The following is a 12,164-nucleotide window of genomic DNA, read 5'->3' on the forward strand; positions in this document are numbered from 1 at the left end:
GCGGCAGCGGCGGCGATGGCGGCGATGGTGGCAGCGGCGGCAGCGGCGGCGATGGCGGCAGCGGCGGCGATGGCGGCGGTGGCAGCGGTGGCAGCGGCGGCGATGGCGGCAGCGGCGGCGGCAGTGGCAGCGGCGGCGGCGGCGGTGGCAGCGGCGGCAGCGGCGGTGGCGGCGGCAGCGGCGGCTAACGACCCCACCAGATATTCGCTCGATAATCGCGAAGGTGAGCGTCTAAAGGCGCTCACCTTCCGTTTGGGATACTGAACTGGAGGGCCGGCGCGAGGCTGACTATCGGCCGCGAAGCTATCTTCACTCCTCCGCGCCGGGCTTCGTCGCAGACCGGCCCTTCAATTGTAGCGACAAACCAGGATCTTCACGGCTCTCTACGCTCATTTGGAGCCCGGCCCTACAGCCGAGGCCGTTGCCACCGCATAGACCCTGCCATTACAGTCGACGGTTGAAGAGCAGCCCAAAACTCGATCAATCTCGGCGAAACCATGTCCGCCCACCGGATTCGAACCTCCAAACGCCTCATGCCGAAGACGAGCTTTCATCGCGCCGAACGGTCTCCCGAACGACGGACGGACGTGTCGCTGCCGGAGGAGATGGCAAGGATCCGAGACTTGGCGGAAGCCTGGATAATCCGCAATATTGGAAAAAGGGGCCTGTTTACCTACAGTATTAATCCGTATACGGGCGAGAAATCTGAAAAAAACAATGAACTAAGACAGCTTATGTCATCGCGCACGTTGGCGGAAATGAGCGTAGGAAATCTCTCGCTTCGCCCTGTTCATCGCCGGAATTTGTCGTTCATCATGAATACGTGGTATAGGGAGGAGGGTGGCATCGGTTATATTGAATATGATGGCAAGTCAAAGCTCGGGGCAAATGCGATGCTGCTTCGCACATTCGCGGCAAGCCCTCATTTTGGACAGTTCCAGCCAAAGGCTAGTGCAGCCGCGGAGGGCATCCTTGCGCTCCAGAATGCAGACGGCTCCTTTCGCCCTTGGCTAAAGGAGCCGAATTATTCCTTCGACGCAAAATACCTCTTAACATTTTACTCAGGGGAAGCACTGGTAGCTTTGCTGGAATATTATTTCCGGACTGGATTAACCCGTTATTTTGACGAAGCGGCGCGCAGTGCAGAATTCTATTTAGATGAATATGTCCGCAATATCGCAGATAATTATTACCCGGCATACGTGCCTTGGCACACCATCGCTTATCGGCATCTATATGAACTGACGAAAGCCGATAAATTCGCCGAGGCGGTGTTTACTCTGAACGACAAATTGCTTGAACTTCAGGACCGGTCGTACAGGATTGGACGATTCTTCAATCCAGCAACCCCTCAGTACGGCCTTCCGCACGCGTCCTCGGACGGAGTTTATACCGAGGGGCTGGCTTATGCATTCGAGATGGCGCAGCGGACAGGGGATGAGGTGAGGGCAGGGCGATACCTTGACGCTATTATGCTCTCGTTGAAAAACATCGCATCCTTGCAGTATAGAGAAAAACTGGATGAATCTTCTCTTCCTTTTTATGCGTACCGAGGAGCCATCAGGACCAATGCAGAGAAAAATAGGTGGGCTCGCATAGACAATGCCCAGCATACGATAGACGCTATCCAGGCCTTGGAGAATTTTCTCGGAAGCAAGCAGGCTTCTACATTCGAGCTGGGGCTTTGACTCCCGTCAAAGGACAGCCGGGAGCCCCGAACTGCTCCTGCGTTTCTTCACCGGGCAGTGGGGCCAGCATCCCAGTCTGGATCTGTACCATTTCGACCTTCAACGCCACCCAAAATATTGCCCGTGGTTCTGCTTGACCGGCTCAAGCCATGATGCAAGCATGGAAAAGCGTTTTGAACACATCAGGCTCATAAATGCCGACGTTGGAATACCTGTTGACCCCATCGCCGGAAGAGCTGGCGCAAACCCATGTGCTGTTTTTGGCGCGTCATGCCCTCGACTCCAGCCCGGAGCGCAGGGCCAAGTACGGCTACCACGTCGTCTACCATGCCATCATGCTCGAAACGCTGCGCGGGCTGGGTTTCAGGGTCACGCCGGCGAGCGAGCACGAGGTGCTGTTCGGGCCTCTCGACTTCGATTTCCTCTATGCCATTCACTCGCATGCGATATTCGATGGTCACGAGCTCCTGGCGCCGGCAATCGCGGCCTATCGTGGCGTCCCGTGTCTCGGCGCATCGGCGTCAAGCCGGGCGGTCTCGGAAGACAAGGTATTGGCCAAGCAACTGGCTGCTTCGCTGGGGCTCGATGTCGCCAAGCACAGGATCATGCAGCCCGGTGAGGTCAGCAATGACAAGTTCAGCCTGCCCGGTTCGTGGATTGTCAAGCCGCGAGGGGGTATCGCTTCCGACGCAATTGTAAAGGTCGAGAATGAAGCGGATTGGCGGGATGCGCTGACAACCATCTCGGATCCGCGTCACGGCGGCCGTGAATTCATTGCAGAAGAGTTTGTGCCGGGCCTCAATCTGACGGTTCCAATTGTCGAGGGCTTCCCCCCGGGTTCATTGGCGGTCTTCGAGGAGAGCGGCCGCCCTGGCGACAATGTTCTGACCAATGAAGCAAAGCGAGGGCTCAACAGTTCCTACAAGTCCGCTCCTTACGACGGACCGGGAGCTGAAGAGGTTTCGGAGGCAACCGCACGAATGGTGGCCGAGATGTCGCCATTCGATTATGCCCGCTTCGACTTCCGTTATGATCCCGACACGCGGCGGACCGTTTTCATCGAAGTGAACATCGCCTGCAACATGGCGCCGGCCTCGGCGGTCTATCGTTCGGCCGCCCTGCATGGGATCAAGTATGAAGAACTGGTGGGACATGTTTTGACGCACAGTCTCAGGCGTCAGAGAAAGCGGCAAAGATAGCCGCAACGCTCGATAAGGCACTTCAGTGATGGTCAGCGCATGCAAATCGATATGGTCGACAAATTCGAAGCGTTGGAGCCGCTGAGAGAGAATTGGGACCGGATATATGACTCCGATCCGGAGGCGAACTTCTTCCTGTCGTGGCCATGGATGTCGAATTGGCTGCGACGCCCAAATTGGGTGATTTTGGCTGCGCGGTCTCCCGGGTCGAACGAGTATGTCGCCTTCTTCCCTTTGCAACTCGTCACCGGGCTTGATGAGCAGGCGGGGTTTTATAGCAGCATAAGGATGGCCGGCTCGTATTTCGCCACCTATACGGGCTTCATCTGCGTTCCCGAATTCGAAGAGCAAGTCGTTTCGTTGTTCGCCGATCGCCTGCAGGCGCTGAATTGGACAACGTTACACTGCGACGACATCTCGATATCGGCCAGGCGCCGTCAAATGCTGCTTGGAAGCTTTTCTGACAGCGATTTTGTGAAGGAAAAGATTGAACGACGTCACCATACAACCCGAACAGGCGAAAACATAAATCATGACATCTATATGTATGTCGATTTGCCAGCCGATTGGGACGAATTCCTGGATGGCAACCTTGGCTCGAAAACCCGTCGTGATGTCCGCCATTTTCTTCGTCAGGTCGAAAATAGCGGAGAATACCGGATAAGTTTGGCAGACTTCGAGACAATCCAAAGCGACCTGGAGGTTTTCTATCAACTTTGGCTTGCGCAGTGGGAGGCCAAAAGCCGCGTCTATGCTCAGGGTGTTATTGCCAACTGCCGCCATATGTTACTTGAATGCCACAAGGCGGGTGTGCTGTTCGCGCCGGTATTGTGGAAAGGCGATACTCCATTAGGAGTACACATTGCGTTTATCGACAGGTCGAAGCGTTCACTCGTCTGTTTCCTCGTCAGCCGCAATCTCGCAATTCGGAAGCCTCCACCGGGCTTGGTGCTTCACGCCTACAGCATCCGTTGGGCAATTCAAAACGGCCTCAGGACTTACGACCTTGGCACTGGAGATTTTTCTTACAAGTACAGTTTCGGATCGAAGGAGCGGCTTGTAGAGGGTGTCCGGATCGACTCCACCAACAGCCGCGGAAACAGGCTGGATCGAAGAAGCCTTCCCTCGGTGATTTCGTCGGTGCGAAAGCTGCGTCAGGAGGGAAAGTTCCATCTGGCCGAGCGCGGTTGCAGGCAGGTGCTCGAAACTGAACCGAGCAATCTGGAGGCGCGCCGGCTTCTGGACGAGCTTGTGGCGGCTAGGCGTATTGAGGAGCAATTTGCGCGTGCCTTGCAATGCCATCGGAGCAAGCAATTTTTGGATGCCCAGAGGATTTATCTGCAGGTACTGGCAGCAAGTCCCCGGCATTACGACGCTAATTATCTGTTGGGCGTTCTATGTCTTCAGGCCGGTCGGTATCAGGCAGCGGACACCTACCTGGCTCGCGCCACTGAGATCAATCCGAAAGCCGCAGCTGCGTACAACAACAGGGGGCATGCCTTGCGCGGCCTGAAACGGTATGACGAGGCTCTCGCGTGCTACGAGAAAGCCATCGGGGTAAGACCCGATTTCGTGCAGGCAATGAACAATCGGGGGGTGACGTTGCGGGCGTTGGGGCGCATTGATGAAGCCCTCGCCAGCTTCGACGAGGCGCTGACGCTCAAACCGGACTTTGCCAAGGCCTTGTCCAACCGCAACCAGTTGCGAGTGCCTCTGCCGCGCGACCGTTTGTCCATCGCCGATGATGTGGACACCTTAGAGTAAAGCGCATCGCGTTTGCATCTGGTCAAGGACAGGAATGGCCGGATAAACCGTCGACCTGCTAACCTTTCCACTCCATCGATAGCCCATGCGGATCGCAGATCGCGAGCGTTTTGACCCTGCGCTCGCCATTGAAGTATCTGCTGACTTTGAGAGGATTGAACGTCTCAGTGGGGTTGGGGTGTGCGACCTCGCCTTCCACGGTGACGCGCCAGACCGGCGCCGTCTTGCTCGCCTCCAACAGGATATCGTTTATGCGTCGGTGTTGATCGCCGGAAAGCTGATAGCCCATTATCGTGTGATACACGCACCGGGCTTGATAAGGCGGAATCTCCGCCAGCGCAGAGGCCAGGTTCAACACGGCGTCGCCGCCTCTGATCCGGGGCGGATGCGCGGCGGCGACCTTCAAGGCGCCATCCAGTTTTGTAAGCCGGTCAATGCGCTCGGGCCAGACAAGCGCCTTGAGCCACCGGCGTTCATTTTCATCCCGAACATCGGTCGGATAAAGTTCGAGGCCGATCCTCGATGAAACGGGGGGCGGAAACATCCCCAAAACAGGCACGCCAGGCCCTTCAAGGATGCAGGAAAGGACGAAATCCGCATCGGTCCACCGCTCCAGCTTCGGAGCGCCTGTCCCGTCCGTATACCTGTAACCATAGCTGTCGAAGTTCAGGTTCAGGCCGGCGCTGGATCCGATCTCGACGAGGCCAAGCGGAGCGGCGGCTTCGCGCGCAACCAGATCGAATGCGGGCAGCAGCAGCGCGCTGCGGCCAGCCTCGTTGGTGTTGGTGGCGCGCTTCGAGATGATGTCGACGAGTTCGGCTTCGTGGGCACCGCAAAAAGCGGCGAAAAGTTCGAATGCGCGATCGTCGGCCGGCCGCGTTCCGCCCAGACTCGGATAATAATCCTTGAGAGGATGGTCGACGCCGCCGAGCAGGAGATACTGTACCGCGCCGAAGACAAGGTTCGCCGCCGGCTGACCCTTCCTGCGCCCTGCCGCCAGGCGCTGGAGCGCGACATTGTCCGCAATCCCAAGCGACAGCTTTTCATAGAGGGGAGAGCCGCCACGACGAGACTCGTTGGCAAAGAAGCGGTAATAGTGAGCGCTTGTTTCAAACACCACCATAGCACGGACCTAGCGGGTAATAGATTGTATTGGATGTGGCTTCCACCTGTAATTGCCTTAATGCTTTCGGCCCAGCGGGTCAAGGAACCGGCCGAACAAGAGAGGCTCTCGAGCATACACTCTTGTGAGACTGGCGGATGAACGAAACCGTGGACGATTCACCTTCGGGATATACTACCATTGATGGCGCCTTTCGCGACGAGTCGCGCAGCCGTTCGGTGCCATACCGGCTTTATGCCCCGGCTCCCCTCTCTGGCGCTTACCCGGTGATCCTTGTGTCGCATGGCATTGGCGGATCGCGCGAGGCGATGCCTTACCTCGGGCGGCGCCTGGCGCAAAGCGGTTACGTGGCGGTGCACCTGCAGCATACCGGGACGGACAGTTCGTTCTGGCAACACGCAAACTCTCTTGCGGAAGTCTACCGCATTCTTCGTGAAGCCATGTGGGACGCCAATGCGGCGCGCGCGCGATTTCAGGACGTGCCCTTTGCCCTGCGCGAGCTTGCGCGGATGAACGGCGAGGGGCGGCTCGCCGGCCGCCTGGATTTGACACGCATCGGCATGGCCGGACACTCTTATGGAGGCGTCTCGACGATGGTTGCCGCAGGGCAGAGAATGGGTCCGGGCGGGCAGTGGTCGTTCAAGGAGCCAGGAATTCGCGCTGGCCTGGTCATGAGCCCGAACATACCCATCCAGGGCGGCGACTTGGCCGCCCTTTACCGCGATATCGATATCCCGCTCTTTCACATCACCGGCACGAAAGATGGCAATGCGGTGCCCGGCAACAAGGAATTCGATCCGATACAGCGGACCCTCCCTTACGAAGCGCTGACCATCCCTCATCAGTATCTGCTCGTCCTCGACGGTGCTGGCCACAATGCGTTTTCCGGCCTGAAGCACGGACCACACGCCCACGGCCCCGAGGAGGAGACCCGCTACACGCGCGTTGTACAAGACGGAGCAGTGTCGTACTTCGATGCCTACCTGAATGGGAAAACGGCGGCTCTGGCGGCCCTTCGCCAAACGTTTCAATCCAGCCTTGAGCCGACCGACAGGTTTGAATGGAAATAGTTGGAAGTCCGCCAGCGTTTACCGGCAGTTGTTCGAGCTGGATTCCGACGTGGCAGAATGGGGGAGTGTGCGGTTTTCTGCACAAGTTGCGACAGGGGAGGGCCGGTAGGTTGGAGATTCACAATCTGCCATGAATTAATGGCGATGCCATCCAAAGCGCACGGGCGAGGACGGAGGCAGAAACCCGGCTCTCGACGCTGAAGACCACACAGGAAGCCGGCATTGCGCTGAATGAAGGCATTGACGTCATTGTCCATGGAGAAGACATCCGGCTTTCACCGAACGCGACAGGGCCTATTTCTCGAGTTGCCGGCGACGTAGCTAAAAACTCCGTGTTCACCCCCGAGCTTCCTGAGCTTCTCAGCTACTACGAGAGCCAGAAGGCCCGTGGGGAGGCGATCGTCGCCGGCAAGATAGACACGACCCAAGCCCGTCCTGACCCACTCCCTTCCGGCCTGGCGGCGGCGCAGGCGCTCATCGCCAAGGCCGAGGACACCAAGGCGCTCGCTGATCAATATCGCGTCGATCACAACACCGGCGCCTGTGACGAGGAAGCCGAGATAGCGCACCTCGCTGCCACCGGCCGGCTGTCGGAGGAAGATTTGACAACGCTGGATGAGGCACGCCGGGATTTCGAGCAGGCAGACGCCCTTGGCGAGGCTATGAAATCGTTGGCGGTCTGCCTAGTCTAGATCCGCTCGGCCGTGATGGGGGCTCGGCTTAAATCGAGGAGGCTGATCGCACCTCCGGCGATGCCCGGCTTCCAGTCGAGCAATCCTCGGATGTCGTGTGCAAAACCAAACTCCTCTATCCTTAATCGCCGCTCCGTGTACTTTTGACCGTTTTCAGCGACTTCTGAAATCTCTGACTCGGTAGTTTCACCTCGGAATGAACTTACCGCAACTCCAAGCAGCAAATCCGTTTCGCCTTGATGTTGGAACACAGGCGCCCCACTCATCCCCGGGCTTATGTTGAAACTCAATTCGTAGCCATTTGGATGGCTCCCGATGCGCATGTCTTGAGGCAAAGTTTTGCGCTGTACATAACCTCTTAGAGCTCTCAAGTTGAGCCGAAATCCGCTAGGCGTGCCGCCGTGTGCTGAAATTGGATAGCCAATAGATGCAACGTCCTGCCAGACCTCAATATCAAAGCTTTGCAACCGTATCTTGGTTGGAGCGAAATAAGCCGTCCTGGCGATGGCAACATCGAACGGAGGCGGGGCGTTTTCGATTTGAAGAAATTCCGCAAGTACGCTTGTGGCTGCCGAAGGGCGCAACTCCGAGCGCGGACGCGATGAGTGCTGCACTCACGACCATCTTCATTTCCGTAGCCTCACTCCAGCTTCGCCACCATTTTCGGGAATGAACTCGACGCCGGCGGATTCGAGGGCAGCACGGAAAGTCGCCCGGGTTTTCACTCAGCCTTCAGTACCTGGTGTCTGATCAACCAATCACGAATGATCAATCGGACGGCTTCAGGTCGCGAAACATCATGCTCGGCAACAAATTGATCGACGCCCGCGAGCATGTCCGGTTGAAGGCGGACCATGATCGGCACGCCTTTTCCCGTTGGGGCTGGTCCCCGCCGTTTCTTTGATACCACGGTTTCTTGCTTTGCCATAAAAACTCTGATATCAGAATTCCCGTTCTGGCGGAAGCCGCTAGAACCTCACATGAAACCGAATTGGAGAAGATCCGATGCCGAACACCCATGTTCGGGCAGCCGCCGAAGGCATGCCCGCAATCAACCGCCGCCGCCTTCTGCTTGGCATCGTGGTTACCTCAACTGCCGCCGCCGCGGCGACGGCCTTGGCTGCCGCTTCAACGATCATCGACGCGACCGCAGCGCCGTCTGTCGCTGACGCGATCCCAGCTACGCGGAAGAAAACCAGTCTCGATGCAATGCTGCTGGAACTGCCGCCGGAAGAGGCACACCGGTTGAGGTTAGAAATTCTAGCGATCCTCGCCGCCGTCAAAAAGATGTGCGCCCGAGGAGACGATTTCTCAACGATCAGGAATTTTGTCAGAACCCGGTGTCAGCCAAACGAGATGGACTGGAAGAGGGAACGGGGAATATGAGCACGTCACTGTTCCCTGGCGTGGAAATTCCCACCGTCGAGCCGCTGGCTCTTGTCGACACGTTTGTCACCAGCGCACTCCCGCTACAGGCTATTGGCGACAATATGCGCCTGCTGCTCGTCGTCTCTGGCCGGTCAATCCACGACAAATCTCCGGAGAACTCGCTGGTAGCCAAGCTTGTCGGGAGTCGATCGGACATGCTGAAGATCGCCGCGGCGATAGTTCGTGGCTGCGACACAGCCCGCACCGACGCGAGCGGCACTGAAGTAGCTAACGCATTCCTTGAATTTCTCGACGCACCGGCAAAGCGCCACTGAGAGCGCCACTGATCAAGTCGCAAAGTTTGCGACATGGCCCGCTGCCTCACAGTGGCGGGTTCTTTTATGTCCTGCCCGTGACGCTGAACAGGATGGCCAGTGCTACGCTCGCCACGGCGATCGCCCCAAACGGGAGTGACAATGGCGAACCGAGCCAGAAAAGACTGCCGGCCACGAGACCGAAGCAGATAGCGCCACACCAAAAGAACCCTTTCGGATCGGAAAATGGCGGGAAACTGCTTAGGAGTTTGCGCATTTCATCCTCGGCTGCGTTGCGACGGCTGGCTCACGGTGGCGGGCTTATCGCCGTTTGGCCTTCGCCAGTTGCAGCCGCAGCCATTGCCAGCCCCAGTTCACCAGCGATCTGATCAGCCGCATAAAGCCCCCTCCCATGTCGCGTGGACCCGCCGATAGTCGCACGAAGGAACAGAAATGCAATAAAGCGGGGAGGGGCTTGAGCTACGGTTTGGTGCGAAGGTCGCGTACAGCGCAGCCGTTCGCTGAGGCCACTTTTGTCAGCGTCTGGTCATTTGTGACGAGTAAATAATTGTTCTGGATGCACGTGTCAGCGATCAGTGCAACAATCGTGTTGCTCGGGCGCTTTTTCTCGGCGTCCAGTTGCGTCTTCAACTTCTTGAACTGTGAATCTGGGCCAGTCCACTTCGCCTCTCCCCATCGAGAAGTACCCCAGACTGCCGTTTCAGTCGCGACCTTTACTGTCGCCACCTCTGTTACCATAGCTTGCAGAGCTTTGCGCTTCGAAGGATCTGCAGTTCTTTCGATCTCGTCGTTCTGAAGGTGTGTGACTACCGTCGCCCAATCTCCGGGGATTGAGGCAGGATTGATCGAACCTTCGACCAAGTGGTTGAAAACGTTTGTGTCTAGCATCACTTTCACAGCACTTGCCCCCCTCTGTCAGAGTGCAATCCAGCCGGCGGCGCGCCCAGCCTCAATGCAGGCGAGAACAACTGTGGCGATCGTAACCATCAGCGCCATCCCTCGCTCGAAATTGGCAAGACGCTTTTCAATCGCAAGCTTCTGTCCATCCCAGTGAAGTGTGTTGGTCTTCGGGTTTAACCCTAAGAGCGCGAGACCTTCCTGACTGATCCCGCGTATTCCCTCGGGCCACTCCGCCGGTGGCGCATCTTTCGTGTACCGAAATTTTCGGATGTGATCCCAGTCGATCATTTTTCCCCTCCCGTTGGTGACGGCAGGGAGTGTGACAGGAATCGCTGGACTCGACAAAGGCCAGAAGGAAATTGGCCAAATATTGGACAGCGGGGCGGAGTTTTCAGCTAAGTGCTTGACTTTATCTGGTACGCCCAAGGGGAATCGAACCCCTGTTACCGCCGTGAAAGGGCGGTGTCCTGACCGCTAGACGATGGGCGCGCTCAGATGTGAGCGCTTATAGTTGCGTTGCACCAAACCGGCAACCCGTCTGCCGCTACCTGCGACAACTTTTTTCGGTGACCGCAAAACCGCGCATTTTCGGCGATTTCCCCTGGTTCGACGCGGCACCCTATGCCGTCCTGAGACGGCACACTGCGGGCGTTGCATGGACGAGAGGAGAACCAGCCGTTACCGCCGCCGACGGCAGCGCCAGTTCCAGTCGCGCTCGGGACCGACGTCGATGTGAACGGATTCGGTATGGCAGTACGTGCCGACGCCGCCGCGCCCGGGCATGCTGCGGATGTAGCTTGCCAGTTGCGCTTTCGAGACGCCTGGAACCTGGATGTCGGCGGCGGCGCAATACATGTGCAGCGAATTCTTGGCGCCGTTGGCGCGGCGATTGCGGGCCGGATCACGATAGCCGGAGGTGACTATCATCTTCTTGCCGTAGTGGCCCTCGATCGTCTTCAGCACACGGACCAGCGAAGGTTTCAGGCAGGCAACGTCGACATTCTCGGTCTGCTTCAAAAGACCGTTGGGTGCCAGCCGGGCAAGACCGGGAGCGTATGCCACCTGATAGGCGCCGCCTTCATCCTCGTTCAGATCGACGTCGCTGTCGTCGTCGAGTCCGGATTTGCGCTTGATCTCGAAAAGCGCGGTCTTGCGCACGCCAGGCAGCGCATCGTCGGTGAAACGGCTGGTATCGCCGAGCGAAGCCAGTTGCACCGGCTTTTCGGCCGATTTGGCCGAGGCCAGGGTGATGACGGGTTTTGCCGCCGCCTTGGGCTGAGCGGCCTTGGGCTGTGCCGCCGGCGGCTGCTCGCCCGACCTGTTGCTGGCCTGCGGGGCAGGTGCTGCCGAGGCAGGCGTGCTGAACAAAGAGGCGAGGAACCCCTTCTTCTTCGGCGCATAGGCCTGCGGCTCAGCGGCAGTCACATAGACCGGGTTGTTCATCGCCGGCGCGGCGGACTTCGGCGCGGCCGTGCCGGCATCGGCGGTTTCAGTCTTCTGCGCGGCAGCGTCGGCCTGTTCAACCGTCTGCGCCGCCTGTGGCTGCGGCGTCTGGCCCGCAGCCGCCTCTGCGCCCGCTTTAGCCGGGACGGGGAAGCCGGCATCCGATTTGGTGCCTCCCTGGAGGGCCTGCGCCCCTGGCTTGGCCGCTGGCACATGAGCGACCTGCTCGGGAAGGCTTGCGTCGCCCTTGGCGGTCATCGTCATTTGTGAAGTCGTCATCTGCGACGATGAATCAGTGGTGACCTGTTGGCTGCCGGAGGCTGTGTCCGGTGCCGAGGCATTGTAGCCGGGCATGCCGACGGACAGGGATGGGTCGCCGGCCGAGGTGCAGGACGCCAGGAGCACGGAGAAAAGCGCGGCCGCAATGGCGCGGCTTTCTCCCTTCGCGAGGCGCGATCCTGCTGATTTCAAAACAAAATTCCCCCTCGATGTCCGGTCGGTACTTCATTGGCGGCACCGAAACGTCTCGCCGCAATAAACCCTTGTCCCCGAACGGAAACGAGACCTGTGTCAAATCCGCAA

At 58.3% G+C, this 12,164-nt stretch carries 14 protein-coding genes, 1 tRNA gene and 1 pseudogene; 8 read left to right on the forward strand and 8 right to left on the reverse strand.

Annotated elements, in window-relative coordinates:
- From AC0L2B_RS01070 to AC0L2B_RS01085, 4 genes are all read left to right on the forward strand, one after another.
- Positions 1-264: hypothetical protein (locus tag AC0L2B_RS01070; protein ID WP_473743771.1), on the forward strand; the 264-nt coding region annotated here is incomplete at its 5' end.
- A 359-nt stretch (positions 265-623) separates the two neighbouring features.
- The gene (locus AC0L2B_RS01075) at positions 624-1,688 is read left to right on the forward strand and encodes a glycoside hydrolase family 88 protein (RefSeq protein ID WP_473743773.1); all 1,065 of its coding nucleotides are present in this window, start codon (positions 624-626) and stop codon (positions 1,686-1,688) included.
- 215 nt (positions 1,689-1,903) lie between these two features.
- Positions 1,904-2,887 carry a D-alanine--D-alanine ligase family protein gene (locus AC0L2B_RS01080; RefSeq protein ID WP_287247942.1) on the forward strand — a complete coding sequence of 328 codons (984 nt, stop codon included), beginning with the start codon at positions 1,904-1,906 and terminating at the stop codon, positions 2,885-2,887.
- A 51-nt stretch (positions 2,888-2,938) separates the two neighbouring features.
- Positions 2,939-4,651 (forward strand): GNAT family N-acetyltransferase, encoded by a 1,713-nt coding sequence (locus tag AC0L2B_RS01085; RefSeq protein WP_473743774.1) that lies wholly within the window; start codon positions 2,939-2,941, stop codon positions 4,649-4,651.
- A 58-nt stretch (positions 4,652-4,709) separates the two neighbouring features.
- Here AC0L2B_RS01085 and AC0L2B_RS01090 read toward each other — a convergent pair whose 3' ends face one another.
- The gene (locus AC0L2B_RS01090; protein ID WP_473743776.1) at positions 4,710-5,774 is read right to left on the reverse strand and encodes a DUF2332 domain-containing protein; all 1,065 of its coding nucleotides are present in this window, start codon (positions 5,772-5,774) and stop codon (positions 4,710-4,712) included.
- A 137-nt stretch (positions 5,775-5,911) separates the two neighbouring features.
- Here AC0L2B_RS01090 and AC0L2B_RS01095 point away from each other — a divergent pair, with 137 nt between their 5' ends.
- Both AC0L2B_RS01095 and AC0L2B_RS01100 read left to right on the forward strand, forming a co-directional pair.
- The gene (locus AC0L2B_RS01095; protein WP_473743777.1) at positions 5,912-6,844 is read left to right on the forward strand and encodes an alpha/beta hydrolase family protein; all 933 of its coding nucleotides are present in this window, start codon (positions 5,912-5,914) and stop codon (positions 6,842-6,844) included.
- A gap of 332 nt (positions 6,845-7,176) precedes the next feature.
- Complete coding sequence (locus tag AC0L2B_RS01100) at positions 7,177-7,536, forward strand: hypothetical protein (RefSeq protein ID WP_473743778.1); 360 nt, start codon at positions 7,177-7,179, stop codon at positions 7,534-7,536.
- Here the strand turns inward: AC0L2B_RS01100 and AC0L2B_RS01105 are convergent.
- From AC0L2B_RS01105 to AC0L2B_RS01115, 3 genes and pseudogenes are all read right to left on the reverse strand, one after another.
- Positions 7,533-8,150 (reverse strand): serine protease family protein, encoded by a 618-nt coding sequence (locus AC0L2B_RS01105; protein ID WP_473743779.1) that lies wholly within the window; start codon positions 8,148-8,150, stop codon positions 7,533-7,535. The genes AC0L2B_RS01100 and AC0L2B_RS01105 overlap by 4 nt on opposite strands.
- A 12-nt stretch (positions 8,151-8,162) precedes the next feature.
- A pseudogene (locus tag AC0L2B_RS01110) lies at positions 8,163-8,240 on the reverse strand (transcriptional regulator); the annotation flags it as partial.
- A 17-nt stretch (positions 8,241-8,257) separates the two neighbouring features.
- On the reverse strand, positions 8,258-8,464 hold the full coding sequence (locus tag AC0L2B_RS01115; RefSeq protein WP_236374471.1) for a ribbon-helix-helix domain-containing protein: 207 nt from the start codon (positions 8,462-8,464) through the stop codon (positions 8,258-8,260).
- A 77-nt stretch (positions 8,465-8,541) separates the two neighbouring features.
- On the opposite strand from AC0L2B_RS01115, the gene AC0L2B_RS01120 reads away from it, so the two are divergent.
- Together AC0L2B_RS01120 and AC0L2B_RS01125 are read left to right on the forward strand one after the other, a co-directional pair.
- Entirely contained in the window at positions 8,542-8,922 is a 381-nt protein-coding gene (locus AC0L2B_RS01120; RefSeq protein WP_473743780.1) for a hypothetical protein, read from the forward strand.
- Entirely contained in the window at positions 8,919-9,239 is a 321-nt protein-coding gene (locus AC0L2B_RS01125; RefSeq protein ID WP_473743781.1) for a hypothetical protein, read from the forward strand. The genes AC0L2B_RS01120 and AC0L2B_RS01125 overlap by 4 nt, the downstream gene beginning before the upstream one ends.
- Positions 9,240-9,698: 459 nt before the next feature.
- Here the strand turns inward: AC0L2B_RS01125 and AC0L2B_RS01130 are convergent, their stop codons facing one another.
- From AC0L2B_RS01130 to AC0L2B_RS01145, 4 genes are all read right to left on the reverse strand, one after another.
- Positions 9,699-10,136: a PIN domain-containing protein gene (locus AC0L2B_RS01130; protein ID WP_473743783.1), complete on the reverse strand. Its 438-nt coding sequence runs from the start codon at positions 10,134-10,136 to the stop codon at positions 9,699-9,701.
- Positions 10,137-10,154: 18 nt separating this feature from the next.
- Positions 10,155-10,427, reverse strand: a complete 273-nt coding sequence (locus AC0L2B_RS01135) for a hypothetical protein (protein ID WP_473520538.1) — start codon at positions 10,425-10,427, stop codon at positions 10,155-10,157.
- 126 nt (positions 10,428-10,553) lie between these two features.
- A tRNA-Glu gene (locus AC0L2B_RS01140) sits at positions 10,554-10,628 on the reverse strand.
- A 189-nt stretch (positions 10,629-10,817) separates the two neighbouring features.
- Positions 10,818-11,936 (reverse strand): YcbK family protein, encoded by a 1,119-nt coding sequence (locus AC0L2B_RS01145; RefSeq protein ID WP_473743807.1) that lies wholly within the window; start codon positions 11,934-11,936, stop codon positions 10,818-10,820.
- Positions 11,937-12,164 lie beyond the last annotated feature (228 nt).

Source organism: Mesorhizobium sp. WSM4815 (genome assembly GCF_055811575.1).